Raw genomic sequence first — 24,597 nt, 5'->3', positions numbered from 1 at the left:
TTGTTAGTTAGGACAAGCAAGTAATTCGGGGGCCTCATGTCGAACCGCTATCCCTGGATCGCCTTGAGCAACACCACTTTGGGCATGCTGCTCGCGACCCTGAACGCCTCGATCGTGATCATCTCGCTGCCGTCGATCTTCCGCGGCATCCACCTGAACCCGCTCGAACCCGGCAACGTCTCCTACCTGCTCTGGGTGCTGATGGGCTACATGCTCGTCTCGGCGGTGCTGGTGGTCACACTGGGACGGCTCGGCGACATGTTCGGCCGGGTGCGCATGTACAACGCGGGCTTCGCCGTCTTCACCATCGGCACGCTGATCCTGGCCCTCGACCCCTTCCAGGAGTCGGGCGGGGCGCTGTGGCTCATCGGCTGGCGGGTGTTCCAGGGCATCGGGGGCGCGCTGCTGATGGCCAACTCGGCGGCGATCCTCACCGACGCCTTCCCCGCCGGGCGGCGCGGCATGGCCATGGGCATCAACCAGGTCGCCGGGATCGCCGGCACCTTCCTCGGGCTGGTCGCGGGCGGGCTGCTGTCGCAGGTGAACTGGCGGCTGGTGTTCTTCGCCTCGGCGCCCATCGGGGTCATCGGGACGGTGTGGGCCTACCGTTCGCTGCGGGAGACCGTGACGAAGGTCGAGGGCGCGAAGATCGACTGGTGGGGGAATCTGGCCTTCGCGACCGGCCTGACGATGGTGCTGGCGGCGGTGACCTACGGCATCCAGCCCTACGGCGGCCACCCGATGGGCTGGACCAACCCGCTCGTCGTCGGCGGGATCGTCGGCGGCCTGCTGATCCTGGGGATCTTCTGCCTGATCGAGACCAGGGTCGCGCAGCCGATGTTCCATCTGTCGCTGTTCAGGATCCGCGCCTTCGCGGCCGGGAACGTGGCCGGGCTGCTGGCCTCGATCGCCCGGGGCGGCCTCCAGTTCATGCTGATCATCTGGCTGCAGGGCATCTGGCTGCCGCTGCGCGGCTACCGCTTCGAGGACACCCCGCTGTGGGCGGGCATCTACCTGCTGCCGCTGACGGCGGGCTTCCTGCTCGCGGGCCCGGTGTCGGGCTACCTCTCCGACCGCTACGGCGCCCGCGCGTTCGCCTCGGGCGGGCTGATCCTGTCGGCGCTGGCCTTCCTCGGGCTGCTGCTGGTGCCGATCGACTTCCCCTACGGCGTGTTCGCGGCGCTGATCTTCCTGAACGGCGTCGGGTCGGGCCTGTTCACCGCGCCCAACACCACCGCGATCATGAACTCGGTCCCGGCCGGGCAGCGCGGCGTGGCCTCCGGGATGCGCGCGACGTTCACCAACGCCGGGATGGTCCTGTCGATCGGGGTGTTCTTCTCCCTGATGATCGCCGGATTGGCGAACACACTGCCGCAGACCCTGACCGGCGGCCTCACCCAGCACGGCGTGCCCGCCGGGATCGCCACGACGGTCGCCGCGCTGCCTCCGGTCGGCATCCTGTTCGCCGCGTTCCTGGGCTACAACCCGATCGAGAACCTGCTGGCCCCGACCGGCGCGCTCGCACACGTGGCCCCGGCGAACGCCGCCACGCTGACCGGCCGGGAGTACTTCCCGACCCTCATCTCTGGCCCCTTCCACCAGGGCCTGGTGGTGGTCTTCGCGCTGGCCATCGCGATGTCGCTGGTCGCCGGCGTGGCCTCCCTCCTGAGAGGCGGCCGGTACGTCCACGACGAACTCCCCCTCGCCGCGGTGACGGTGAGCAGGCCATGACCGACGTCGACGTCCTGGCCGAACGCCTCAAGGCGGCGCTCGCCCGCCTGGGCCGCCGCAACCGCCGCCAGACCCGGGGCGACCTGACCGCCGGGCAGACCTCGACCCTGGCGGCCGTCGCCCAGCTCGGCCCGGTCAGGCTCGGCGACCTCGCGGCCCACGAGGGCATCACCGCCCCCACGCTGAGCCGGGTGGTCGCCGGGCTGGAGTTCCTCGGCCTGCTCGCGCGCAGCCCCGACCCGGCCGACGGCCGTGCGTCCCTGATCAGCCTGACCCCGACCGGCGAGGCCGAGCTCACCCGGCTGCGGGGCGAGAGCATCGCCTTCTTCGTCGCCCGGATCTCCGCCCTGCCCCCGGACCAGCGGGCGGCGCTGGCCGCCGCGCTGCCCGCCATCGAAGCCCTGGCCGACTCATGAGGCCGACATGCGCATCATCTGCGGCGGCTTGTTCCCGGCCCCGAGCCCGCCGTCGACCGGCAGCGTCACCCCGGTGATGTACGACGACTGGTCGGAGAACAGCCAGATCACCGTGGCCGCGACCTCCTCGGGCAGCCCGACCCTGCGCATCGGGGTGGCGTTGCCCGCCTTGCGCTGCACGTCCTCCCCCGCCGCCTCCAAGTGGTAGGTCAGGATCGGCCCCGGGGCCAGCACGTTGGCCCTGATCCCCTGGTCGGCGTAGTCGAGCGCGGCCACCTTCGTCAGCCCGATGATCCCGGCCTTCGCCGCGACGTAGCCCGCGAGGTTGGCGGTGCCCTGCACCCCCGCGACCGACGCCATGTTCACGATCGACCCGCCGCCCGAGGCCAGCATGGCCGGGATCTGGAACTTCATCCCGAGGAAGGTCCCCCGGACGTTGGTCCGGATGCCGAGGTCGAAGTCGAGCGGGTCGATCTCGGCCAGCGGCGCGGGGACGGGCCCGTCGGTGGCGTTGTTGAACGCCGCGTCGAGCCGCCCGAACTTCTCCAGGGTCACCGCGACGAGCCGCTCGGCCGAGTCGGAGTCGCCCACGTCGGTGGGCACGGCCAGCGCCCGCCCGCCGAAGGTCCGGATGTCGGCGGCGACGGTCTCGATGGCGGTGGAATCACGAGCGGCGAGGACGACGGCGGCCCCGGCCCGGGCCAGCGCCCGCGCGGTCACCGCACCGATGCCCCGGCTCGCTCCGGCGACGATCGCGACTTTCCCGTCAAGTGTCATGAAGGTGTTGTTCCCGGCGTTCGGTAATCCTCCGGGCAGGAGAGCGCCTACACCTGGGCCGCGAGTGTCTTCGGCGCCACCTGCCGGAAGGCGTCGGCCACGATGGCCGCGACCTCGTCCCAGTCCACCGGGACGTCGAGGTAGACCCCCAGCCACCCCCGATGCCCCACGTAGGGCGGCCGGTAGAAGCGCTCGGGCTCGGTCTCCACCAGCTCGGCCTGCACCCCGGGCGCCGCCGCGCACCAGAAGCCGAGCCGGTCGTCGTGGTGGTGGTCGGCGAACGTCACGAACGTCTTCTTTCCCCGGACGAACCAGGTCGGCTCGCCGTGGCTGAGGCGTTCGGTCGCCTCGGGGAGGGCCAGGCAAATGGCGCGCAACCGATCCAACTGCTCCATGGTGGCACCATAACCCTCATGAGAACCGACCCGCCGCTCGCCGGTGACGAGCGCGCCACCCTGACCGCCTTCCTCGACTACCACCGTGACACCCTGGCCATGAAGTGCGAGGGCCTCACCGGGGAGCAGCTCACGCTCCGGGCCGTCGAGCCCTCGTCGCTGTCGCTGCTGGGCCTGGTCAGGCACCTGGCCGACGTCGAGCGGGCGTGGTTCCGCATCCGCCTGAACGGCGAGGAGCTGGCGCCGATCTTCTTCACCGACGCCGCCCCCGACGACGACTTCGACGCCCTCGGCACCGCCCCCGCCGACGAGGTCTTCGCCACCTGGAAGACCGAGGTCGAGCTCGCCCGGAAGATCAGCGCGGAGACGGATCTCGACGCCCTGATGAGGAAGACCAACCGCGCCGGTGACGTCATGTCGCACCGCTGGATCCTCGTGCACATGATCGAGGAGTACGCCCGGCACAACGGCCACGCCGACCTGCTCCGCGAGCGGATCGACGGCGTGACCGGCGAGTAGCTAGCCGCTCAGCCTGATGGGGTTGACGATGTCGGCGAAGATCAGCAGGCCGCCCATGAAGAGCAGCACCACCGCCATGGCGTAGGTGAGCGGCAGCGCCTTGGCCACGTCGACGTAGCCGGGCGTCGGCCGCCGGGCGACGCGGGCGAAGCCGCGCTTGACGCCCTCCCACAGGCCGCCCGCGATGTGGCCGCCGTCGAGCGGCAGCAGCGGGACCAGGTTGAAGATGCCGATCGCCAGGTTCAGCCCGGCCAGCAGGTTGATGAAGATGACGATCTTGTTCTCTAGCGGCGCCGCGGAGGCGGCGATCTCGCCGCCGATGCGGCCGGCCCCGACGATCCCGATCGGCCCGTTGGGGTCGCGCTCCTCACCCGAGAAGGCGGCGTGCCAGACGCCGACCATCTTGCCGGGGATGTCGATCATCGACGCGGCGGTGCGGGTGGTCATGTCCCACATCTCGGAGGCGACGTAGCCGGGGCCCTGGCGCTCGATGACCTGGGTCGGCTCGACGCCGAGGAAGCCGACGTTCTGCACGATCTTGCCGGGCTCCTCGAGGTCGGGCCGGGCGGTCGCGATCAGGTTGACCGTGAGGGTCTGCCGCTGCCCGCCGCGCTCGATGACGATGGGCACCGGACCGGCGCCGTGGGCCCGGATGGTCGCCGTCGCCGCCTCCCATGAGGTCACCGGCTTGCTGTCGATCGAGACGAAGGTGTCGCCCTTCTGCAGCCCGGCCAGGACAGCGGGCGTCTTCGGGTCGGCGGCGGTGCATTCGCGGTTGGCCTCGGTGGCCGGGATCACGCAGTCGCTGAGGCTGTTGACGGTCGGCTTGAGCACGGTCACGCCGAAGCCCATCATGACGATCGCGAACAGGCCGAAGGCCAGCACGAAGTTCATGAACGGACCGCCGAACATGATGATGACCTTCTGCCACCACGGCTTGCGGTAGAAGACGCGGCTCTCGTCGCCTGGCTTGATCTCCTCACCGGCGACCTGCCGGGCGTTCTCGATGAGGCCCTGCCACGGGCCGGTCGAGACCGACCGCAGCCTGGTCGGGTCGTCGCTCGGGCGGGGCGGCAGCATCCCGATCATGCGGATGTATCCGCCCATGGGGATCCACTTGATGCCGTATTCGGTCTCGCCGCGCTTGCGCGACCACATGGTGGAGCCGAAACCCACCATGTATTGGGTGACGCGCACGCCGAAGATCTTGGCCGGGACGAGGTGGCCGATCTCGTGGAGGGCGATCGACACCAACAGGCCGACGAACAGGATCACGAACCCGGCAAAGTACTGCCAGCTCATCGGCGTCTACCCCCGGCAGGCGGAAAATCAGTCTCGCATCGACTGTAGCCCACCCTGTCCGGCGTCCGGCCGTGTCCGCATTCGCGGGTATTTCCGCTGTTGAACTTGCGGTGGGTTTGCCGAATGGAGAGACTTCGATGACACTGTGCGTCTGATCGATCACCCTGAGGTATGAAATGGGGGCCTCATGATCAAGATCTTGGTGGCCGAGCACCTTCCTTTCGTCCGGCATGGCCTGGTCGCCTCTCTCAACGGTGAGAGCGATCTCGAAGTCGTGGCCGGGGTGGCCTCCGGGGAGGACGCCATCCCGGCCGCGGTGGAACACCGCCCCGACACCGCTGTGATCGACATCGACCTGCCCGCCATGGGCGGCCTGGCCGCCGCGGCGCGGCTGCTGGAGAAGGTGCCCGCGTGCCGGGTGATGATCCTTTCCTCGCAGGCCAACCCGGGGCAGGTGCGCCGCGCGTTCGCGGCCAACGCCCTGGGCTTCATGGGCACCGACGCCGGTCCCGAGAAGCTGGCCGAGGGCATCCGCCTGATCGCGGCCGGCCGCCGGGCGGTCGACTCCGACCTGGCCGTGGCCGCCCTCCAGACGGCGGAGAACCCGCTGACCCGGCGCGAGCTCGACGTGCTGCGCATCGCCGCCCAGGGGGCCCGCTCGAAGGAGATCGCCGACGAGCTCTATCTGTCGGTGGGAACGGTCCGCAACCACCTGTCGCGCATCATGTGCAAGACCGGGGCCCGCAACCGGGTCGACGCCGTGCGCATCGCGAGTGACTCGGGCTGGTTATGAACCCATATATGACGGGGCCGGGCCTCCGCAGGTGGGCCGCGCCGCCAACCTGAGAAGGCCCGGGGACCCTGAATGGGGCCGCTCTCCGGCGACACCCCCGTACCGCCGGCGACCGGATAAAGGGTCTCAACTCACCTCAGGGCACGACCAGTGACTAGTGTCACGGTCTCCAGATCAAGACCAGCGCGCAGTCGTCGTTGTGCCCCGACGACATCGCGGTCACGAGCTGGCGGGCGCTCTTGGAGAAGCCGCCGGGCAGCAGGCGTTCGGCCTCGCCGAGCAGTTTGTCGAGCCCGGCGTCGATGTCGCGCCCCGGCTGCTCGATCAGGCCGTCGGTGTAGAGCATCAGCGCGTCGCCCCTGCGCAGGGTGCCCCGGTCGGGCTCGCAGGCCAGGTCGGGAACCACCCCGAGCACGACCCCCTTGGCCGCCGAGACCCGCCAGGTTCCGGTGCCCGAATCGAACTTCACGACCGGCGGGTGACCGGCCGAGGTGATCTCGTAGGCACCGGTGGCCAGGTCGAGGCTCAGGTGGACGGCGGTGACGAACCCCTCGCCCTCGCGCTGGCGGCGCAGGTAGGCGTTGCACGCCCCGAGGAAGTCGCTCACCGAGCCGAGCAGGCCGCCGAACGTGCCGGAGAGAAGGAGGGCTCTGGTGCCGGCGTCGACGCCCTTGCCCGAGACGTCGACCACGGCGAGCTCGACCCGGGTGCCCTCGCGCATGGAGACCACGAAGTCGCCGCCGAACGACGACCCGCCGGCCTGTTTGAGCACGACCTTGCCGCCCCACGCCTTCGGGAAGGAGGGCAGCTCACTCTGTTTCTTGAGCCGGTCGCGCAGCTCCAGCAGCATGGCGTCGCCGCGCAGCCCCTGCACGCCGAGCGTGCCGCGGGTGCGCGACATCAGCCAGGCGAGCACGACCGTGAAGCCCATGGTCAGCAGATAGCCGGGACCGACCTGCCGGGCGCCGTAGGTGATCCCCAGATAGGTGACCGATGCGGCGACGGCGACCAGCAGGGCCGCCAGGCTGCGCAGACGCAGCTGAAGCCCCCCGGCGAGGGTCACCAGAATGAGGAGCGACGGCGAGAACCAACGCGTCGAGACCTGGACGCCGAGCACTCCGATGAGCAGGCTCACGACGACCAGGACGATCAGCAGATGGCTATCTTTCGACGAACTCTTCCTTACGAACCGGACGATCGGCACCAGAAACGGGACCCGCACCAAAATCGCGCGGAGCCGAGGGGGAATGAGCGGCACCGGACGGGAACTCATGATGACCACGACTGTATCGGTCGGCTTCGTGGTGAGGCGCTGTCTTGACCAACACCTTGATCATTTAGGACGTATATTGGGTGGCCCTCCCTCTTTGCCCGGCCCTACGGTGGTGCCGTGAATCACCCCATTCGCCCTGTCACCCCTTCCGAGTTCCCCGTCGTGCTCGACCTGCTGGACGAGGCCTTCGTCTCCTCCTGGGCCACCGGCCAGGCCGACCGGTGGAAGGCGGTCAGCGAGCTCGACCGTTCCCTCGCGGCCTTCGACGGCGACCGGATGGTCGGCTTCACGCAGGTCATGAGCTTCGACATGACCGTGCCCGGTGGCGTGCTCCCGGTGGCCGGGGTGACCTCGGTGGGCGTGCTGGCCTCCCACCGGCGGCAGGGGGTGCTGAGCTCGCTGATGCGCAGGCAACTCGCCGACGTGCGCGACCGGGGTGAGGTCGTCGCGGCGCTCTACGCCTCGGAGGCCGCCATCTACGGCCGCTACGGCTACGGCCGCGCGGTCGACAACGTCTTCTACACGATCCCCAAGCACTCCAGCGCCTTCCGCCCCGACGCGCCGGTCGATCCGTCGCTGCGTCTGCGGGTGGAGCCGCCCGAGGAGGTCCGCGCGGAGTTCGAGAAGGTCTTCGAGCAGGTCCGGACCACCCGTCCGGGTCTCTACACGCGCACGCGGGCCCGCTGGAACGCGGTGCTGGCCGACGACGACAACGCCAGGGCCGGTTCGGGGCGGCTGCGCTGCGTGCTGGCCGAAGACGACCACGGCGTGCGCGGCTACGCGCTGTTCCGGGTGAAGCGCCAGACCACCGACCACGACGTGCCCGACGGCACGCTGGATCTCCAGGAGCTGTTCGCGCTCGACCCGGCCGCCTACGCGATGGTGTGGCGCAGCGTGCTCGACCGCGACCTGTGCTCGCGCGTGTTCGCCGCCAACCGGCCCGTGGACGACCCGATCATGCACCTGCTCGCCGAACCCCGGCACCTGAACGCGGGCACCCTCGACGAGCTGTGGATCCGCCTGGTCGACGTGCCCGGCGCCCTCGCGCGGCGGGTCTACAGCGCGCCGGTCGACCTGGTCGTCGAGGTCGACGACGACGTGTGCCCGTGGAACGCCGGGCGCTGGCGCCTGTCGACGGCCAAGGCCACCTGCGAGCCGACCACCGACGCGCCCGACCTGAGCCTGGACGTCCGGATCCTGGGCGCCGGGTATCTCGGGGGGCGGTCGCTGGAGTCGTACAGGATGGCGGGTCAGATCGCCGAGCATCGCGAAGGCGCGGTCAGGGAGCTGTCGGCGGCCATGTCGTGGAGCCCTCTGCCGTGGGGCGGGCTCGTCTTCTAGTGTGAGGCGCATGGCCCTGACGAGTTTGACGATCACGGCGATCACCGCCATGCGCGCCCGCGACGTGTCGCGCCCGTCGAAGGAACAGCAGGAGGCCGCCGACCGGCGGCCCCTGCGCGACGAGGTCCCCCGCAAGGAGGTCCGTAAGAAGCCCTAGGGCAGCGGGGGCAGCTCGCCGGTCTGCTCGTAGTCGCTCAGCATGTCGATGCGCCGGGTGTGGCGGTCGGCGCCCGAGTAGGGCTCGGCGAGGAACAGTTCGACGAAACGGGTGGCGTCGGCCTCCGAGTGCATCCGGGCGCCGATGCTGATCACGTTGGCGTCGTTGTGCTGCCGCCCGAGTTTGGCGGTCTCGTCGCTCCACGCCAGCGCGGCGCGCACGCCCTTGACCTTGTTGGCGGCGATGGCCTCGCCGTTGCCCGAACCGCCGATCACGATGCCGAGCGAGCCGGGCTCGGCGACCACCCCGGCGGCGGCGCGGAGCACGAAGGGCGGATAGTCGTCTTCTGCGTCGAAGACGAACGGGCCGCAGTCGGCCACGTCGTGGCCGTTTTCTTTGAGCCAGCCGACCAGGTGGTTCTTCAGGTCGTAGCCGGCGTGGTCAGAACCGATGTAGACGCGCATACGGAGAGCTTCTCAGGTCCGTTAGAGTAACGGCCAATTACCCCCGTCAACCCTTACAACGGAGGGCCCCATGCGCGAGATCCGGTATGTCGGAGATCCCGTGCTGCGCACCCCGGCCGAGCCGGTGACCGAATTCGACAAGGACCTGCGCCGCCTGATCGACGAGATGTTCGCGACGATGTACCTGGCCGACGGCGTCGGTCTCGCGGGCCCCCAGATCGGCGTGCCGAAACGCCTTTTCGTGTACGACATCAGCAACCGCAAGGGCGCTCTGGTCAACCCCGAGCTCGTCATCGACGACGACGCCGAGATCCTCGAAGAGGAGGGGTGCCTGTCCGTCCCGAGCAAGGAGACCGGCAAGCCCCTCTACTCGCCGACCCCGCGCGCGGCGGGCGTCACGGTCCGGGGTCTCGACCGGCTCGGCCGCCCGCAGGAGATCAGGGCGCGCGGCATGCTGGCCCGCTGCTTCCAGCACGAGTTCGACCACCTCAACGGCACCCTCTACGTCGACCGCCTGCCGAAGACCGCGGCCCGCCGGATCATGCTGCAGACCCCTTAGGGCACCTCCCAGCGGCCGGGCTCGGGGCGCTCCAGCCGGTAGGTGGCGTCCAGCACCGCCTGTTCCGGTGTCAGCCACCCGAGGTCGCCGCCCAGCGTGTGCACGACGACGAGGTCCCACGGTTCGGTGCGGGGGTCGGGCGCGCGCTTGAGGTACTCCCCACCGACCGCGAGCTCCTCCACCAGCGGATCGGTGAACTCCACCCGCGCGCCGAGCCGCCGCAGCTCGGCGATGATCGGCGCGGCCGGCGTCTCCCGCGCGTCGGCCACCCCCGGCTTGTACGACACCCCCGCGATCAGCACCTTCGCGTCCCGGATGTCGCGTCCGGCCGAGGCCAGCATCTCCAGCGCCCGCCGCACGACCGCCGACGGCCGGGCGGCGATGGCCCCCATCGCGGCGGTCAGCACGGTCGGCGCGGCCCGGCGCAGCCGCCACAGCAGGTAGTAGGGGTCGGAGGGCACGCACTGCCCGCCGACGCCCGGCCCGGGGTCGAACCGCATGAACCCGAACGGCTTCGTGGCCGCCGCCTCGATCACCTCGACGGGGTCGACCCCGACCTCGCGGGCGATGTCGGCGAACTCGTTGGCCAGCGCGATGTTGACCGCCCTGAACGAGTTCTCCAGCAGCTTGCACAGCTCGGCCGCCTCCGGCGAGCTCACCCGGTGCACCTGCGGCGCCACCCGCTTGAGCAGCTCCTCCGCCCGGTCGCCCGCCCTCTTCGAGGCGGGCCCGAGGACCCTCGGCACGTGTTCGAGCGGCCGCCCGCCCGGCCCGGGGTCGACCCGCTCGGGGCTGAACACCACGTCGACCCCGTCGAGCCGCTCGATCAGCAGGTCGCGGGTCGACCCCACGTAGGTCGTCGAGGTCAGCACCACGAGCTGCCCGCGCACGGCGTGCGCGACGACCGTGCCGCAGGCCGCCCTCAGCGCCTTCAGGTTCGGTACGTGCTGCTCGTCGACCGGCGTCGGCACACAGATCACCACGGCGTCGGCGGTGGCGATCGCGGCCGGATCGGTGGTGGTCGTGAGCCGGTGGCGGCGCAGCCGGGCGTGGTCGCGGGGCGACAGGTCGGCCTGGCCGTCGTCGATGGCGGCGAGCCGGGCGGCGCTGACGTCGTAGCCGGTCACCCGGCAGCCCGCTTCGAGGAAGGCCAGCGCGGTCGGCAGCCCGACGTAGCCCAGCCCCACGATCAAGACGTGCATGGTTTTGTGTATCGGTGCCCGGGTCAAGCCGGAAAGGTCACATCTGTAAAGACTTGACCTGGAGGAACTCGTCGAACCCGGCCTCGCCCAGCTCCCGGCCGACGCCCGACTGCCCGTAGCCGCCGAACGGCGCCAGCGGGTTGAACCTGCCGCCGTTGATCGCGACCTGGCCGGTGCGCAGCCTGCGGGCGACCGCGACGGCCTGGTCGTCGTCGGAGGCCCAGACGGCGCCCGAGAGGCCGTAGGGGGTGCCGTTGGCGATCGAGACGGCCTCGTCGACGGTGCCGAAGGGGATGATCGACAGCACCGGGCCGAAGATCTCCTCCTGCTCGATCGTCATGCCCGGCGCGACCCCGGCGAAGACGGCGGGCTCGACGTAGAAGCCGCGCTCGTGCACCGGCTCGGTGCCCCCGGCGACCAGCCGCGCGCCCTCTTCCTGGCCGATGTTGAGATAGCGGACCACCCGGTCGCGCTGGACCCGCGACACGAGCGGCCCGATGCGGGTGTCGTCGGCGAACGGGTCGCCCACGGTGTAGCGGCCGGAGAACTCGACGGCCAGGCGCACGGCCTCGTCGTATTGGTCCCACTGGACGAGCATGCGGGTCAGCGCCGAGCAGGTCTGGCCCGCGTTGGTGTAGGCCTGCCCGACCCCCACCTTGACCGCCGTCTCGAGGTCGGCGCCCGGCAGGATCACGTTGGCCGACTTGCCGCCGAGCTCCAGCGCGACCTTCTTGACCGACTCGCCCGCCAGCACGGCGACCCGGCGCCCGGCGGCGGTCGATCCGGTGAAGGAGACCATGTCGACGTCGGGATGGGCGGCCAGCGCCTCGCCGACGGTTCGGCCGGGGCCGCTCACCATGTTGAAGACGCCGCGCGGCAGACCGGCCTCTTCGAGGACCTCGGCCAGCGCGTAGGCGGCCAGCGGCGCCACCTCGCTGGGCTTGAGCACGACCGTGCACCCGGCCGCGAGCGCGGCGCCGACCTTGCAGATCGCCTGGTGCAGCGGATAGTTCCACGGGGTGATCGCGGCGACCACGCCCACCGGCTCGCGGACGATCACCGAGCTGCCCACCCGGGTGGTCTCGGCCTGCCGCCCGGCCATGGCGGCGAACGACCTGAGCACCCCGGCGGGCATCTGGGTCTGGGTGCGCAGCGCGAAGCCGAGCGGCGCGCCCATGTCGGTCGCGATGATCTCGGCGATCTTCCTGGCCCGCGCCTCGATCAGCTCGGCCGCGCGGGACAGCAGGGCGCCGCGTTCCTCCGGCGGGGTGGCGGCCCACCGGGGGAAGGCGAAACGGGCGGCGGCGACCGCCTCGGCCACGTCGTCGGCGGACCCCGCCGGGACCCGGTCGACGACCTCCTCGGTCGCCGGATTCACGACGTCGACGCCCTCGCCGGACGCCGACGACACCCAGGCACCGTTCACGAAGAGCTGACGCATGCGCACCATCCTTGCGTGATCGATGTCATATGGCGAGTTCCACCTGTCAATCGAAGATGGGGTCCCTGGTGCGGGTCCGCTTCAGTTCGAAGAACCCGTCGGTGGACGCGACCAGGACCACTCCGTCCCATAGACGTCCGGCGTCCTCGCCCTTAGGGGCGGGGCTGATCACGGGGCCGAAGAAGGCGACGCCCTCGACCGCGATCACCGGGGTGCCGACGTCCATGCCGACCTGGTCCATGCCCGAGTGGTGGGAGCGGCGGATCTCCTCGTCGTACTCCGTGGAGTCCATCTCCCGCGCCAGCGCCGGGTCGAGCCCGGCCGCCACGAGCGCCTCGGCCGCGACCTCTTCGAGATGGTCGAGGGTCTTGATGCGCTGACCAGGGTGGAAACGGGTGCCGAGCTGGGTGTAGAGCTCGGCGACCACGTCGTCGCCGTATTTGCGCTGCGCGGCGGCGACGACCCGGACGGGGCCGATCGCCTTGCTCAAACGTGCCTGATATTGCTCCGGGAGGTCACGCCCCTCATTGAGGAAGGTGAGGCTCATCAAATGCCACCGGACGGTGACCGGCCGCACCTTCTCTACTTCGAGCATCCACCGCGAGGTCAGCCACGCCCAAGGGCAGAAGGGGTCAAACCAGAAATCTGCGATCTTGTGTTCGGACATTTGTTCACTCTCCCGACAGGAATGTGGTTCCATCGATCGACAACTGGAGTCAGGGATCTACCTATTCCAGGTAGGGAAACATTTGAGTGCGGCTTTGTCCGGTCGTCGTGGCAGGATGCGGTCATCCCGGTCGCGACGGTGCGGCGGGCCGTGTGTGAGGAGCGGATGTGGCAGGGAATCTGACCCGTGACGAGGCCCGGGAGCGCGCCCGGCTGCTGACCGTTCAGTCCTATACGGTCGAACTCGACCTGACCGAGGGCGACGAGCGGTTCGAGAGCGTCACGACGATCCACTTCACGTGCGCGCAGCCGGGGGCCGACACCTTCGTCGACCTGCACAACGCCAACGTGCGCTCGGTCATCCTGAACGGCGCCTACCTCTCGCCCGGCGCCTACGACGCCGAGGCGGGCCGCTTCCCGCTCACGGGCCTGTCGGAGCACAACGAGCTGCGCATCGACGCCGACTGCCACTACATGCGCACCGGCGAGGGCCTCCACCGCTTCGTCGACCCCGTCGACAAGCGCGTCTACCTGCACAGCCAGTTCGAGACCGCCGACGCCCACCGCATGTACGCCTGCTTCGACCAGCCCGACCTGAAGGCGACCTTCGAGCTCACGGTGCTGGCCCCGGCCGACTGGGCGGTCATCTCCAACTCGGCCCCCGACGGCACCATCTCGATGGACGCGCACGAGGGACGTCATGGCACGCTCCAGGCGGCCAAGCGGTGGCACTTTCCGGCCACGCCGGTCATGTCGACGTACATCACCGCGCTCGTGGCCGGTCCGTACGCGTCGGTGCACGACGAGCACGACGGCATTCCCCTGGGCATCTACGTTCGCCAGTCCCTGGCGGAACACCTCGACGCGGACAACATTTTCGAGGTAACCAAACAGGGCTTCGATTTCTTCCACCGGGTTTTCGGCCTGCGCTACCCGTTCGGGAAATACGACCAGCTGTTCGTCCCCGAGTTCAACGCCGGCGCGATGGAGAACGCGGGCTGCGTCACCTTCCTGGAGGACTACGTCTTCCGCTCCCGGGTGACCGACGCCCTGATCGAGCGCCGCGCCGAGACGATCCTCCACGAGATGGCCCACATGTGGTTCGGCGACCTCGTGACCATGCGCTGGTGGGACGACCTGTGGCTGAACGAGTCGTTCGCCACCTACATGTCGGTCCTGTGCCAGGCCGAGGCCACCCGCTGGGGCCAGGGCGCCTGGACGACCTTCGCCAACGTCGAGAAGGCCTGGGCCTACCGTCAGGACCAGCTCCCCTCGACCCACCCGATCGCCGCCGACATCCCCGACATGCACGCCGTCGAGGTCAACTTCGACGGCATCACCTACGCCAAGGGCGCCAGCGTCCTGAAGCAGCTCGTCGCCTACGTCGGCCTCGACAACTTCCTGGCCGGGGTGCGCGCCTACTTCAACGAGTACGCCTGGGGCAACACCGAGCTGAAAGACCTGCTCGGCGCCCTGGAGCGCACCTCCGGCCGTGACCTCTCGTCCTGGTCGAAGGAATGGCTGGAGACCTCCTGGGTCAACACCCTGCGGCCCGCCTTCGAGGTCGACGCCGAGGGCCGGTTCACCCGGTTCGAGGTGCTCCAGGAGGCCCCGGCCGACTACCCGACGCTGCGTTCCCACCGCGTCGCGATCGGCCTCTACTCCGACCGCGACGGTGTGCTGACCCGCGTGAAGCGCGTCGAGCTCGACGTCGTCGGCGCCCGCACCTCCGTGGCCGAACTGGTCGGCGAGGTCCAGCCCGACCTGGTCCTGGTCAACGACGACGACCTGACCTACGCCAAGGTCCGCCTCGACGAGCGCTCCCTCGCGACGGTGATCAACGGCGGCATCGTCAAGTTCGCCGACTCGCTGCCGCGCGCCCTGTGCTGGTCGGCCGCCTGGGACATGACGCGCGACGGCGAGATGGCCACCCGCGACTACGTCACCCTGGTCGACAGCGGCATCCACTCGGTCACCGACCTCACGGTGCTGCAGACCGTGCTGCGCCAGGCCCGCCAGGCCGTCCAGCAGTACGCCGCCCCCGAGTGGCGCGACACCGGCATGGCCACCCTGGCCGCCACGCTGCGCCGCCTGTTCGAGGGCGCCGAGGCCGGGTCGGACCACCAGCTGGCCTACCTCAACGCCTTCGCCGAGACCGCCGGCTCCAAGGCCGACCTCGACTTCCTCCACGCGATCCTGCTCGGCCTGAACACCCCGGCCGGGCTGACCGTCGACGCCGACCTGCGCTGGACCCTCACCCGGGCCCTGGTCGTCGGCGGCGTGCTCACCTCCGAAGACATCGACGCCGAGCTGGTCCGCGACGCCACCGCCACGGGCGAGCGCTCGGCCGCGCAGGCCCGCGCCTCGATCCCGACCGAGGAGGCCAAGGCGAGCGCCTGGGCCCGCATCGTCAGCGGTGAGCTGAGCGGCGCGGTGCTGCGCTCGACCATCGTCGGCTTCGGCGAGCCGCGCCGGGTCGACCTGCTGGAGCCCTACGGCCCGGCGTTCTTCTCCGAGGTCACCCGCGTCTGGAAGACCTGGACGAGCGACACCGCCCAGAACTTCGCGGTCGGCTGCTACCCGACCCACCTGATCCGCCAGGAGACGGCCGACGCCACCCACGAGCTGATCACCTCCGCCCAGCCGCCCCACGGCCTCAAGCGGCTGCTGCTCGAAGGCGCCGACGGCGTGGCCCGCGCGCTGCGGGCCCGCGCCAAGGACGCCGCATCGGGCTGAACGGTCACGTAGGTTCTGAGGAGGCCGGGCCCGCACCCGGCCTCCCCCGTACCCCGTGAGAAAGTGAATGGATGGAGTCGGCCCACGACCTGCTCATCGCGCTGGCCCGCCGTTATTCCTTCGGCGACGTCGGCGCCCTGTCCGGCTCCGTGCTGCCCGACGAGGCACGCGCGGCGCTGGTCGCGGCCGTCTGCGAGTTCGGCCAGCGTCTGCTGACGCTCGACGCCGAAGACTTCGCGAGCGAGCTCGACGCCCCGGTGATCCCCGCCGACCTGCGGCGGCGGGCCCGCGCCTGCCACATGCCGCAGACCCCGAAAGAGCGCCCGCGCGGCGCCCTCGACTCGCTGCGCCCGGCCTACTCTCTGCTCCTTGAGGTGATCAAGGTGCGGTGGGACCAGCGGGAGCTCAGCGCCATGATGGCCGCCCTCCACATAACCTCCGAATACCTACCGCTGCTCGCCTTCGAAGACGCTCTGGGTCACTCCGGCGACCCGGCCCGCTGGCCCGAGGGCCTCCAGGCGCCCGGCAGCCGCTTCGGCGTCATCGGCGAGAAGGAGTGCGACCACACGCGCTCCGAGCAGTCGGCCACCCAGCGATCCCTCCGCGTCGCGTCGGAGCCGGCCGAGGGCTGGCGGGCCTACTTCGACCGCCAGCACAGCCAGGTCGCGGGTGCGATGGCCGTCTGCGTCGCCAAGTGCCGCACCCCCTGCACGGCCATGGACTGGGTCCCCGACAAGGACGTCCTGTCCACCCGCTGCCGCACCGCGCTGGCCTTCGCCGACACCCCGCTCGTCCGGCTGCGCCACGCGGCGCCGGTCGGCCACGGCTTCGGCGTGCCCTCTCCCGAAGAGGTGCTGGAGGCCTGGCGGCGCAGCAGGGCCGTGCTCAACAAGAACGACGTCGGCGGTCAGGTCATGGTCGACGACGGCTTCCCGCTGGAGGGCCTGCCGAGCCTGATCTCCGCCGTCGCGGGCACCGACGTACGGCCCTCGGGGCTGCTGGCCGACGTGTCGGAACACGTCGTCTCGCTGCTGAAATAGGGGCTACCAGCCGGGTGGGCGGCGTTCTCCCCAGAAGCCGCCCACCGCGGCCTCCACCTGGGCCGACAGCGAGATCAGCGTGCCTTCGCCGCCCCATCGGGCGCCCAGCATGACCCCGATGGGCAGGCCTTCGGGCGTCCAGTGGATCGGCAGGTTGACCGACGGCTGGCCGCTGACGTTGTAGACGGCCGCGAAGGGCGCGAAGCGCTTCATGCGGGCGAAGGTCTCGGCGGGGTCATCGACGTCCTCGAACCAGCCGATCTCCGGGGTAGGGCCGGTGACCGTGGGGGTCAGGACCGCGTCGAACTCGTTGGTGACCAGCAGCGCGAACCGGGTGGCGAGCTGGATCGCCGACCACGCCCTGAGGAAGTCGGGCGCGGAGGTGGCGAACCCGCGCTCGCGCAGCCACGCCGTGACGGGCCGCAGCAGGTGCTCCCGCTCGGGCGCGACGACGTGCATGCAGGCGAAACTGAACCACATCCGCTCGAACAGCGGCACGGTGTCCGCGCCGTAGGGGTTGTCGATGTCGACGACCTCGTGGCCCAGCTGTTCGAGGAGCCTGGAGGCCCGGTCGTAGGCCGCCACCACCTCGGGGTGCAGCTCCGACCCCTCGACGACCGGGTCGCGGTAGCGGGCGATCCTGAGCCGTCCCGGCTCTCTCTGGACGTAGGAGGAGAAGGCCCCCTCGGGATCGGGTGCCCAGTAGAGATCGCCCGGCTGGTGGTGGGCCAGGACGTCGAGCAGGGCGGCCGCGTCGGCGACGTTCCGGGCCAGCGGGCCGTTGACCGACAGCCCGGCCAGGTCGGGGATCATCGGGGCGAACGAGACTCGTCCACGACTGGGCTTGATGCCGAACAGCCCGCAGGCCGCGGCCGGGATGCGGATCGACCCCGCTCCGTCACTGCCGTGCGCGACGGGCGCGAGCCCAGCCGCCACGGCGGCCGCGGCGCCCCCACTCGACCCACCCGCCGACCTGGTGACGTCCCAGGGGGTGCGGGCCGGTGGCGCGACGGCTGTTTCCGTGTAGCAGGGCAAACCAAACTCTGGCGTATTGGTCTTACCGGACATAACGGTCCCGGCCTCGCGGAGGCGGGTCACGATGGAGTCGTCCACGGGCGCCGTGAAGCCCTGATACGTGGCCGAACCGAACCTGACGGGCACGCCCTTCACGAAGTTCAGGTCCTTCACCGGCACCGGCACACCGAACAGCGGCCGGTCTCCCGGATCTTCGTTTTCGAGGCGTCGCGCCTGGTCAAGCGCCATCTCGGCGGTCACGGTGACGAAGGCGCCGACCTCGTCGGCACGGGCGAGATAGTGTTCCGCGATCTCGACGGGCGACAGGTCACGGGCGCGGACCGCTGCGGCGAGTTCGAGGGCGGTGAGGTCATGTATGCCGGCCACTGCCGGAAGATATCTGGAGATGATGCCCTATACCAGCATGGGCGAATCAACAAATGTTGGCCACAAAAGTATGAACAAGGCTCCACTAGGCAACAGCTTGGCGCCTCAACTACGGTCTGTTATGTGGATAGCCGTCTAGCGCCCGAAGAGGGTCACGAAGCGTCACCGATCTGGGTGAGCGATCGTGAGGAGCGCCCCCCGACGCGACCCGACACGCCCGCGTCGACCTACGCGCCTGTTGAGCGCGCGTCCCTGCGGAGCACCTTGCAGCAGCCCAAATACCAGGATCTGGCACGCCGAGCAGCAATTTCCGTCGCGGTGGGGATCGTGACGGGTCTGCTGTTCGGCAGCGTCCGAACGGGTCTGCTGTTCTTGGTGCTGACCGCGATCGGGCTGACCGTCTACCGGGCCCGGACGACGTCGTCCGTCCCCGCGTGGCGGCGGCCGTCGGTCGCCGAAAGGCGGACCGAGGCTCAGTTGAAGAAGCTTGAACGCGGTGGTTACCGCACGCTCCACGCCCGGTCGATCCCCGGCAGCGACGCCCAGATCGACCACCTCGTCGTGGGCCCGACGGGGGTGTACGCCGTCGACTCAGAGAAGTGGGACCGGCGTCTTCCCGTCCGCGTGCAGTCACACCGCAAGCTCTTCCACGGGCCGTTCAACCAGAAGCCGCGCCTCGACGAGGCGCGCTGGGAGGCCAACCAGGCCGGCGACCTGATCAGCAAGGCGCTCGGCCGGGAGATCACGGTCGTGCCGTCGCTGGCCATCTACGGTCCGGCGATCCCCTGGCGGATCCTCAACGTCCGCGAGGTCGACGTGTTCTCCGGAAGCATGGTCCGCAAGTGGATCACCAAGCGGGAGAAGTCGCTCACGACCTCGGAGGTCGACTCGATCTTCAAGGCCGCCGAGAACGTCCTGCCGTCGCGCTACAGCGAGGTCTGACGGAGGAACGTTCTAAAATTCACCGTCCAATGAGGCCCGCGCCGACCACGGCGCGGGCCGTTTCACGTTCTGGGACCCGTGTCTCAGCGGTCGGGCGGCGGACTTACCATGTATGGACGTTGAACGTCTTCCGATGGGAGTCTGGCCATGCCCGCCCTCAGGTCTCGAACGGTCACCCACGGCAGGAACATGGTCGGTGCCCGGGCCCTGCTCCGGGCGACCGGTGTAGCCGGTAGCGACTTCGGCAAGCCCATCGTCGCGGTGGCCAACAGCTTCACCCAGTTCGTGCCGGGCCACGTCCACCTCCGCGAGGTCGGCGACGTCGTGGCCGGCGCGATCCGCGAGGCCGGCGCGATCCCCCGCGAGTTCAACACCATCGCCGTCGACGACGGCATCGCGATGGGCCACGGCGGCATGCTCTACTCGCTGCCCTCCCGCGAGCTGATCGCCGACGCGGTCGAATACATGGTCAACGCCCACTGCGCCGACGCGCTGATCTGCGTCTCCAACTGCGACAAGATCACCCCCGGCATGCTGCTGGCGGCCATGCGGCTCAACATCCCGACCGTCTTCGTCTCGGGCGGCCCGATGGAGGCCGGCAAGACGACCCAGCTCGGTGGCCGCAAGCTCGACCTCATCGACCCGATGATCGCCGCCGCCGACGAGAGCGTCTCCGACGAAGACCTCCTGACGATGGAAGAAGAGGCCTGCCCGACCTGCGGGTCGTGCAGCGGCATGTTCACCGCCAACTCGATGAACTGCCTCGTCGAGGCGATCGGCCTGGGCCTGCCCGGCAACGGCACCATCCTGGCCACCCACAAGGCCCGCGAGCAGCTCTACAAGGACGCCGGGAAGACGATCGTCGAGATCACCCGCCGCCACTACGAGAACGACGACTTCTCGGTGCTGCCCCGCTCGATCGCGACCAAAGACGCGTTCGAGAACGCCATGGCCCTCGACGTCGCCATGGGCGGCTCGACCAACACGATCCTCCACATCCTGGCGGCGGCCCGCGAGGCCGGGGTCGACTTCGGCCTGAAGGAGATCAACGAGATCTCGCTGCGGGTGCCGTGCCTGTGCAAGGTCGCCCCGGCGACGAACAAGTACCACATCGAAGACGTCCACCGGGCGGGCGGCATCCCCGCGATCCTGGCCGAGCTCTCCCGCGGCGGCCTGATCCACCGCGAGACGGTCACCGTCAACGGCGGCACCCTCGGCGACATGCTCGACCAGTGGGACGCGATCTCCAACCCGGCCGATCTCTGGTACGCCGCCCCCGGCAACAAGCGCACGGTGAAGCCCTACTCACAGAACGCCCGCTGGGAGACCCTCGACCTCGACCGCGCCGAGGGCTGCATCCGCGACGTCGAGCACGCCTACACCAAAGACGGCGGCCTGGCCGTCCTCTACGGCAACATCGCCGTCGACGGCTGCGTCGTGAAGACCGCCGGTGTCGACGAGTCGATCTGGCGCTTCTCCGGCCCGGCCGTGGTGTTCGAATCGCAGGAGTCCGCCGTCGAGGGCATCCTCGGCGACAAGGTCAAGGAGGGCGACGTCGTCGTCATCCGCTACGAGGGCCCCAAGGGCGGCCCCGGCATGCAGGAGATGCTCTACCCGACCTCGTTCCTCAAGGGACGCGGCCTGGGCAAGGCCTGCGCGCTGGTCACCGACGGCCGCTTCTCCGGCGGCACCTCGGGCCTGTCGATCGGCCACGCCTCCCCCGAGGCGGCCGAGGGCGGCGCGATCGCGCTGGTCGAGAACGGCGACCTGATCGAGATCGACATCCCCGGGCGTTCGATCGAGCTCCGGGTGCCCGAGGCCGAGCTGGCCGCGCGCCGCGAGAAGCTGCTGTCCGAACTGGGCCGCTACCGTCCCGTCGACCGCGAGCGCCCGATCACCGCCGCCCTCCAGGCGTACGCCGCGCTGACCACCTCGGCCAGCACGGGAGCCTCACGAGACCTCTCCCAGCTCGCGAACTAGTTCGAGAAAATGTCAGTGGGCTTAGTTAAAATCGGAGTATGGCCACTGTCATTCGGCACACCGGGTCCCTGACGACCGCCGAGCTCGCCGCGCTCGCGCTTTCGCTCGCCCACCTCGGCGCCGGTCCGCAGTCCGTGACCGCGCGCCGGGGTCTGCGCCACGCCCTCGACCACATCGAGCTCGACGACGACGTGATCGCCACGACCCTGTCCACCCTGACGACCCCCCTGTCCCCCGACGTCGCCCGCCGCGCCCGCGCGGTCGCCCAGGCCATCAGCTCCCGGCTGGTCGTCCGCATCCACTACCTCGACGCCGCCGGCAACCTGAGCGTGCGCGACGTCGAACCGGTCACCTGCCTGGTCCACCGCGAACACTGGTATCTGGCGGGCTGGTGCCGCCTGCGCAAGGGCATCCGCGCCTTCCGCTTCGACCGCATCATCTCGGTCGAGTCCACCGACATCCCGGCTCGCCCTCACTTACCGGAACGTTTCCTGCCGTTCCAGCGCCGGAGTAAGACTGCGGCATAGCCCGCGTGTCGTGAAACCGCCGGTCAGGGCCCTCGGCCGACTCTGTGATCATGAACCCGAGGCCCCTACCGGCGGCATCCGCGCAGGTCAGGACCGTCCAAGGCCCAGTGATCTCCGCCCCGGTCCGTGAGGTGCCCATGGCCTTCTGCCCGGCCGACCGCCTGACCCTGACCCGCGAGGTCGCCGCCTACCTGCGCGCCCGTCCGGGCCGGGCCGCCGTGGCGGTCCACGACCGCCTGACCGGCACCCGCTTCACCATGGAACCGGTGCCGGGCCCGTTCCGCCTGGCCAGCGTGGCCAAGGTGGCGATCCTGCTGGGCACTTTGCTGAACGCCCAGTCGCAGGGCCGGGCCCTCACCCCGCCGGAGCGGCTGCGGGCCGACACGATGATGCGCCGCAGCGACAACGCGGCGGCCCAGGCGCTGGCGGTGGAACTGGGCGGCAAGGAGGGCATGACCCGGCGGCTGCGGGAGCTGGGCGTCGACCAGACCTGGCCGGCCACCGCCTGGGGCACCACCCGCAGCTGCCCGGCCGACCAGCTCAAGCTCCTCGACCTGCTGACCTCACCCGAGGGCCCGCTGACCGCCCGGAACCGCGCTTATGCCCACGACCTGATGACCTCGGTCGAACCATCGCAGGCCTGGGGCGTGCGCGCAGGCGCCCTGCCCGGGGAGAAGGTCGCGATCAAGAACGGCTGGATGCCGGTGCAGGCCCATGAGGGGAGATGGGCGGTCAACAGCGTGGGCCACCTGTCGTCGGAGTCGTCCGACCTGCTCATAGCGATCCTGACGGAACACAATCCCAACAGGGAGACCGGGATCAAGACCACAGAAGAGCTGGCGAAGTTGGTGATCACCGCCATCCGCAGCTGAGAACCCCCTCGTCCGACCCATGCCGAGGATGTGAAGCCAGGGATCTCAGATCGTCAGAGCAACCTGAGCTGTGGATGAGAAGTCCACCGCTCGATCCGGCCGACTTCCGTGCGCGGCTGGCCTGTGGCATGGCGACGGACCCGCAAGGCGTCGCCACATCATGATCGCCCGGCTGAGAGCCCTCGGGCGCGCCATGATCTGTCGCCTTGAACACAAGCACGAAGCGCTCGTTGCCCGAAGAAGCCCCCGTCGCACCATTGATGTTCGGCTCGGAGGCGCTGGTGCCTGGGCGGGCGTTTGCCGGGACTCCCCGCCCTGGTAACCGTGGTGGGGCTCGGGGTCAGCCGCAGCAGCCTCCGCCGCAGCAGCCACCGCCGCCGCCTGACGGCCGGGGAGCGGAGCTGCCGCTGGCGGTGCCCGTGACGGCAACCGTGGACAGGAGTTTCACGGTGTCGTCGTGGCCGCCGGGGCAGGGGGCGGGGGCGTTGGCCTCGGCCATGGGGCGGTTGAGTTCGAAGGTCGACCCGCAGGCGCGGCAGCGGTAGTCATATCGAGGCATGGCACCAGAGTAAGGGGCTCAGACGTAGGACACCGAGGCGTAGTCGCCGACGGGGACGTAGCCGAGCTTCTGGTAGATCGAGTTCGAGGTCGGATTCGACAGGTCGGTGAAGAGGAGGACCTCGGTCGCCCCCGCCGCCAGGGCCGAGGTGGTCGCCGCGTGGGTGACCGCCGAGCCGTAGCCCTTCCCGCGCAGCTCGGGCGGGGTGTAGACCGGGCCGATGCGGGACATCCCGGCGATCGGCTGGGAGAAGCCGACCACCGAGACGGGGGCGTCGCCGTCGGTCCAGTAGAGGAGTTCCTCCCGATTGGTCCGGGCCGAGACCACGGGGGTCGGGTCGCTGTCGCGGTCGACGTGGGCCTCGTTCTGGAAGGCGCGGAACCAGCTCACGAGATGGTCGAGGTCGCGGGCGGAAGCCGTACACGACGAGCCTGGGGCCTGGTGGGGGGCCAGGGTGGTCAGACGGTAGAGGCGCTCGCTGCGGCGGTGGGTCTCGGGGCGCCACCAGAGGCGGGTGAAGGCCTCGGCGACCTCGAGCGGCGCGGAGATGCCGGGGATCGTGTGGTCGATCGCGATCAGCTCGCTGGCCAGCGAACCCAGGAAGCCCACGGGCACCGCTCCGAGCAGGAGCGGGTAGGGCGGGGTGTGCAGCACCACGCCGGTGATCTCGTCGTCTTCGACGTGCCAGCCGCAGAGGTTGCCCTCGCGGAAGACGCCGCTCCGCAACCCCCGCAGCACGGTCAGCGGGACCGTGTTGCGCACGGGGTCGCGGAGCAGCCAGTCTTCGGCGTCACCGGGGAAACCGGTGACATCGTCGCTCAGAACCCAGGTCATGCTCGGGATCCTAGGCCGCCGACTCCTCGAGGTAGGGGGCCCATTGCGGGTCTCCGTCGAGCTGGGCGCCGATCAGCCTCCAGTGGGGCCCGTGAGGGACCACCGGGAGCACCCGGAGCTGCCAGCCGATCTCCTCAAGGAGTTTGTCGGCCTTGCGATGGTTGCAGGGCATGCAGGACGCCACGCAGTTCTCCCACGTGTGCGGGCCGCCCTTGGAGCGGGGGATGACGTGGTCGATCGTCTCGGCCCGCTGCCCGCAGTAGGCGCAGCGGAAGTCGTCGCGGCGCATCAGCGCCGCCCGCGTGAGCGGGATTCTCGACCGGTAGGGAATTCGGACGTAACGGCGAAGCCGGATCACCGACGGGATGTCGAGGGTCCGGGTCGCGGATCGGAGCACGCCACCACGACCGTCACGATGGATGATGTCCGCCTTCTCGCGGAGCACGAGCACTATTGCCCGGTGCATCGAGAGAGTGGTCAGCGGCTCGTAGGTGGCATTGAGGAGGAGCACCTGGCGCATCAGCCGACCCCCTCGGCCGTGGCTGTGCGCCAAAGTTGTGGCCCCGCCTGTTGGGACTCAGGTCGTTCTTTCACACGGACCTCCGCCGGACGGCCCAGCGGATGGTCACCACGGCACCGCCCTCAACCAAAGTGTGTCCTTTGCGAAGAC

General features: G+C 70.0%; 25 protein-coding genes. 13 read left to right on the top strand and 12 right to left on the bottom strand.

The window, feature by feature from the left end:
- Window positions 1–36 precede the first annotated feature (36 nt).
- The gene (locus tag ACYQ78_RS36835; protein WP_459805617.1) at window positions 37–1,731 is read left to right on the top strand and encodes an MFS transporter; all 1,695 of its coding nucleotides are present in this window, start codon (window positions 37–39) and stop codon (window positions 1,729–1,731) included.
- The gene (locus ACYQ78_RS36830) at window positions 1,728–2,147 is read left to right on the top strand and encodes a MarR family winged helix-turn-helix transcriptional regulator (protein WP_459805616.1); all 420 of its coding nucleotides are present in this window, start codon (window positions 1,728–1,730) and stop codon (window positions 2,145–2,147) included. The genes ACYQ78_RS36835 and ACYQ78_RS36830 overlap by 4 nt, the downstream gene beginning before the upstream one ends.
- Here the strand turns inward: ACYQ78_RS36830 and ACYQ78_RS36825 are convergent.
- Window positions 2,142–2,924 carry an SDR family NAD(P)-dependent oxidoreductase gene (locus ACYQ78_RS36825; RefSeq protein WP_459805615.1) on the bottom strand — a complete coding sequence of 261 codons (783 nt, stop codon included), beginning with the start codon at window positions 2,922–2,924 and terminating at the stop codon, window positions 2,142–2,144. The genes ACYQ78_RS36830 and ACYQ78_RS36825 overlap by 6 nt on opposite strands.
- 47 nt (window positions 2,925–2,971) lie before the next feature.
- A complete protein-coding gene (locus tag ACYQ78_RS36820; protein ID WP_459805614.1) occupies window positions 2,972–3,319 on the bottom strand; it encodes an MmcQ/YjbR family DNA-binding protein in 348 nt (115 codons plus the stop codon).
- Window positions 3,320–3,337: 18 nt separating this feature from the next.
- Between ACYQ78_RS36820 and ACYQ78_RS36815 the strand changes: the two genes are divergently transcribed.
- Window positions 3,338–3,838, top strand: a complete 501-nt coding sequence (locus ACYQ78_RS36815) for a DinB family protein (RefSeq protein ID WP_459805613.1) — start codon at window positions 3,338–3,340, stop codon at window positions 3,836–3,838.
- On the opposite strand, the gene ACYQ78_RS36810 is transcribed toward ACYQ78_RS36815, so the two are convergent.
- Entirely contained in the window at window positions 3,839–5,140 is a 1,302-nt protein-coding gene (locus ACYQ78_RS36810) for a M50 family metallopeptidase (RefSeq protein ID WP_459805612.1), read from the bottom strand.
- Between the two features lie 187 nt (window positions 5,141–5,327).
- Here ACYQ78_RS36810 and ACYQ78_RS36805 point away from each other — a divergent pair, with 187 nt between their 5' ends.
- On the top strand, window positions 5,328–5,933 hold the full coding sequence (locus tag ACYQ78_RS36805) for a LuxR C-terminal-related transcriptional regulator (protein WP_459805611.1): 606 nt from the start codon (window positions 5,328–5,330) through the stop codon (window positions 5,931–5,933).
- A 160-nt stretch (window positions 5,934–6,093) separates the two neighbouring features.
- Here ACYQ78_RS36805 and ACYQ78_RS36800 read toward each other — a convergent pair whose 3' ends face one another.
- Window positions 6,094–7,206: a PP2C family protein-serine/threonine phosphatase gene (locus ACYQ78_RS36800; RefSeq protein WP_459805610.1), complete on the bottom strand. Its 1,113-nt coding sequence runs from the start codon at window positions 7,204–7,206 to the stop codon at window positions 6,094–6,096.
- 117 nt (window positions 7,207–7,323) lie between these two features.
- On the opposite strand from ACYQ78_RS36800, the gene ACYQ78_RS36795 reads away from it, so the two are divergent.
- The gene (locus ACYQ78_RS36795; RefSeq protein WP_459805609.1) at window positions 7,324–8,547 is read left to right on the top strand and encodes a GNAT family N-acetyltransferase; all 1,224 of its coding nucleotides are present in this window, start codon (window positions 7,324–7,326) and stop codon (window positions 8,545–8,547) included.
- 10 nt (window positions 8,548–8,557) lie between these two features.
- Complete coding sequence (locus tag ACYQ78_RS36790; protein WP_459805608.1) at window positions 8,558–8,704, top strand: hypothetical protein; 147 nt, start codon at window positions 8,558–8,560, stop codon at window positions 8,702–8,704.
- Here the strand turns inward: ACYQ78_RS36790 and ACYQ78_RS36785 are convergent.
- The gene (locus tag ACYQ78_RS36785; protein WP_459805607.1) at window positions 8,701–9,168 is read right to left on the bottom strand and encodes a ribose-5-phosphate isomerase; all 468 of its coding nucleotides are present in this window, start codon (window positions 9,166–9,168) and stop codon (window positions 8,701–8,703) included. The two genes, ACYQ78_RS36790 and ACYQ78_RS36785, sit on opposite strands and share 4 nt — an antisense overlap.
- A gap of 70 nt (window positions 9,169–9,238) precedes the next feature.
- Between ACYQ78_RS36785 and def the strand changes: the two genes are divergently transcribed.
- On the top strand, window positions 9,239–9,727 hold the full coding sequence (gene def / locus ACYQ78_RS36780) for a peptide deformylase (RefSeq protein WP_459805606.1): 489 nt from the start codon (window positions 9,239–9,241) through the stop codon (window positions 9,725–9,727).
- Here def and ACYQ78_RS36775 read toward each other — a convergent pair.
- Genes ACYQ78_RS36775 through ACYQ78_RS36765 form a run of 3 tightly spaced genes read right to left on the bottom strand, consistent with a single transcriptional unit; the run spans window position 9,724 to window position 13,037 of the window.
- Complete coding sequence (locus ACYQ78_RS36775) at window positions 9,724–10,929, bottom strand: nucleotide sugar dehydrogenase (RefSeq protein WP_459805605.1); 1,206 nt, start codon at window positions 10,927–10,929, stop codon at window positions 9,724–9,726. The genes def and ACYQ78_RS36775 overlap by 4 nt on opposite strands.
- 37 nt (window positions 10,930–10,966) lie before the next feature.
- Window positions 10,967–12,370, bottom strand: a complete 1,404-nt coding sequence (locus ACYQ78_RS36770) for an aldehyde dehydrogenase family protein (RefSeq protein ID WP_459805604.1) — start codon at window positions 12,368–12,370, stop codon at window positions 10,967–10,969.
- Between the two features lie 46 nt (window positions 12,371–12,416).
- Entirely contained in the window at window positions 12,417–13,037 is a 621-nt protein-coding gene (locus tag ACYQ78_RS36765) for a mycothiol-dependent nitroreductase Rv2466c family protein (protein ID WP_459805603.1), read from the bottom strand.
- Between the two features lie 167 nt (window positions 13,038–13,204).
- On the opposite strand from ACYQ78_RS36765, the gene pepN reads away from it, so the two are divergent.
- Entirely contained in the window at window positions 13,205–15,772 is a 2,568-nt protein-coding gene (pepN, locus tag ACYQ78_RS36760; protein WP_459805602.1) for an aminopeptidase N, read from the top strand.
- A gap of 71 nt (window positions 15,773–15,843) precedes the next feature.
- Entirely contained in the window at window positions 15,844–16,812 is a 969-nt protein-coding gene (locus ACYQ78_RS36755; RefSeq protein ID WP_459805601.1) for a hypothetical protein, read from the top strand.
- A 3-nt stretch (window positions 16,813–16,815) separates the two neighbouring features.
- On the opposite strand, the gene ACYQ78_RS36750 is transcribed toward ACYQ78_RS36755, so the two are convergent.
- The gene (locus ACYQ78_RS36750; RefSeq protein ID WP_459805600.1) at window positions 16,816–18,213 is read right to left on the bottom strand and encodes an amidase; all 1,398 of its coding nucleotides are present in this window, start codon (window positions 18,211–18,213) and stop codon (window positions 16,816–16,818) included.
- Window positions 18,214–18,336: 123 nt separating this feature from the next.
- Here ACYQ78_RS36750 and ACYQ78_RS36745 point away from each other — a divergent pair, with 123 nt between their 5' ends.
- From ACYQ78_RS36745 to ACYQ78_RS36730, 4 genes are all read left to right on the top strand, one after another.
- The gene (locus tag ACYQ78_RS36745) at window positions 18,337–19,155 is read left to right on the top strand and encodes a nuclease-related domain-containing protein (RefSeq protein WP_459805599.1); all 819 of its coding nucleotides are present in this window, start codon (window positions 18,337–18,339) and stop codon (window positions 19,153–19,155) included.
- Window positions 19,156–19,302: 147 nt separating this feature from the next.
- A complete protein-coding gene (gene ilvD / locus ACYQ78_RS36740) occupies window positions 19,303–21,135 on the top strand; it encodes a dihydroxy-acid dehydratase (protein ID WP_459805598.1) in 1,833 nt (610 codons plus the stop codon).
- A gap of 38 nt (window positions 21,136–21,173) precedes the next feature.
- A complete protein-coding gene (locus tag ACYQ78_RS36735; RefSeq protein WP_459805597.1) occupies window positions 21,174–21,662 on the top strand; it encodes a helix-turn-helix transcriptional regulator in 489 nt (162 codons plus the stop codon).
- 50 nt (window positions 21,663–21,712) lie between these two features.
- Window positions 21,713–22,534, top strand: coding sequence for a serine hydrolase (locus ACYQ78_RS36730; protein WP_459805596.1), 822 nt, complete (start codon window positions 21,713–21,715; stop codon window positions 22,532–22,534).
- 340 nt (window positions 22,535–22,874) lie between these two features.
- On the opposite strand, the gene ACYQ78_RS36725 is transcribed toward ACYQ78_RS36730, so the two are convergent.
- From ACYQ78_RS36725 to ACYQ78_RS36715, 3 genes are read right to left on the bottom strand one after another with little or no spacing between them, the layout of a single operon-like run.
- Window positions 22,875–23,093 (bottom strand): FmdB family zinc ribbon protein, encoded by a 219-nt coding sequence (locus tag ACYQ78_RS36725; RefSeq protein ID WP_459805595.1) that lies wholly within the window; start codon window positions 23,091–23,093, stop codon window positions 22,875–22,877.
- A gap of 18 nt (window positions 23,094–23,111) precedes the next feature.
- Window positions 23,112–23,927: a GNAT family N-acetyltransferase gene (locus ACYQ78_RS36720; RefSeq protein ID WP_459805594.1), complete on the bottom strand. Its 816-nt coding sequence runs from the start codon at window positions 23,925–23,927 to the stop codon at window positions 23,112–23,114.
- A 10-nt stretch (window positions 23,928–23,937) separates the two neighbouring features.
- Complete coding sequence (locus ACYQ78_RS36715) at window positions 23,938–24,447, bottom strand: HNH endonuclease (protein WP_066363596.1); 510 nt, start codon at window positions 24,445–24,447, stop codon at window positions 23,938–23,940.
- Window positions 24,448–24,597 lie beyond the last annotated feature (150 nt).

The organism is Herbidospora sp. RD11066, assembly GCF_054661255.1.
Note: the sequence above shows the minus strand (reverse complement) of the source record. Positions and strands in the feature narration are given on the sequence as shown.

Bases quoted from the DNA above. Each gene is read 5' to 3' on its own strand.
- ACYQ78_RS36730 (WP_459805596.1), top strand. From the start codon at position 21,713: ATGAACCCGAGGCCCCTACCGGCGGCATCCGCGCAGGTCAGGACCGTC.
- ACYQ78_RS36720 (WP_459805594.1), bottom strand. From the start codon at position 23,927: ATGACCTGGGTTCTGAGCGACGATGTCACCGGTTTCCCCGGTGACGCC.
- ACYQ78_RS36785 (WP_459805607.1), bottom strand. From the start codon at position 9,168: ATGCGCGTCTACATCGGTTCTGACCACGCCGGCTACGACCTGAAGAAC.
- ACYQ78_RS36790 (WP_459805608.1), top strand. From the start codon at position 8,558: ATGGCCCTGACGAGTTTGACGATCACGGCGATCACCGCCATGCGCGCC.
- ACYQ78_RS36735 (WP_459805597.1), top strand. From the start codon at position 21,174: ATGGCCACTGTCATTCGGCACACCGGGTCCCTGACGACCGCCGAGCTC.
- ACYQ78_RS36775 (WP_459805605.1), bottom strand. From the start codon at position 10,929: ATGCACGTCTTGATCGTGGGGCTGGGCTACGTCGGGCTGCCGACCGCG.
- ACYQ78_RS36810 (WP_459805612.1), bottom strand. From the start codon at position 5,140: ATGAGCTGGCAGTACTTTGCCGGGTTCGTGATCCTGTTCGTCGGCCTG.
- ACYQ78_RS36820 (WP_459805614.1), bottom strand. From the start codon at position 3,319: ATGGAGCAGTTGGATCGGTTGCGCGCCATTTGCCTGGCCCTCCCCGAG.
- ACYQ78_RS36830 (WP_459805616.1), top strand. From the start codon at position 1,728: ATGACCGACGTCGACGTCCTGGCCGAACGCCTCAAGGCGGCGCTCGCC.
- ACYQ78_RS36770 (WP_459805604.1), bottom strand. From the start codon at position 12,370: ATGCGTCAGCTCTTCGTGAACGGTGCCTGGGTGTCGTCGGCGTCCGGC.
- ACYQ78_RS36815 (WP_459805613.1), top strand. From the start codon at position 3,338: ATGAGAACCGACCCGCCGCTCGCCGGTGACGAGCGCGCCACCCTGACC.
- ACYQ78_RS36755 (WP_459805601.1), top strand. From the start codon at position 15,844: ATGGAGTCGGCCCACGACCTGCTCATCGCGCTGGCCCGCCGTTATTCC.
- ACYQ78_RS36835 (WP_459805617.1), top strand. From the start codon at position 37: ATGTCGAACCGCTATCCCTGGATCGCCTTGAGCAACACCACTTTGGGC.
- ACYQ78_RS36765 (WP_459805603.1), bottom strand. From the start codon at position 13,037: ATGTCCGAACACAAGATCGCAGATTTCTGGTTTGACCCCTTCTGCCCT.
- ACYQ78_RS36715 (WP_066363596.1), bottom strand. From the start codon at position 24,447: ATGCGCCAGGTGCTCCTCCTCAATGCCACCTACGAGCCGCTGACCACT.
- ACYQ78_RS36725 (WP_459805595.1), bottom strand. From the start codon at position 23,093: ATGCCTCGATATGACTACCGCTGCCGCGCCTGCGGGTCGACCTTCGAA.
- def (WP_459805606.1), top strand. From the start codon at position 9,239: ATGCGCGAGATCCGGTATGTCGGAGATCCCGTGCTGCGCACCCCGGCC.
- ACYQ78_RS36825 (WP_459805615.1), bottom strand. From the start codon at position 2,924: ATGACACTTGACGGGAAAGTCGCGATCGTCGCCGGAGCGAGCCGGGGC.
- ACYQ78_RS36805 (WP_459805611.1), top strand. From the start codon at position 5,328: ATGATCAAGATCTTGGTGGCCGAGCACCTTCCTTTCGTCCGGCATGGC.
- ACYQ78_RS36800 (WP_459805610.1), bottom strand. From the start codon at position 7,206: ATGAGTTCCCGTCCGGTGCCGCTCATTCCCCCTCGGCTCCGCGCGATT.
- ilvD (WP_459805598.1), top strand. From the start codon at position 19,303: ATGCCCGCCCTCAGGTCTCGAACGGTCACCCACGGCAGGAACATGGTC.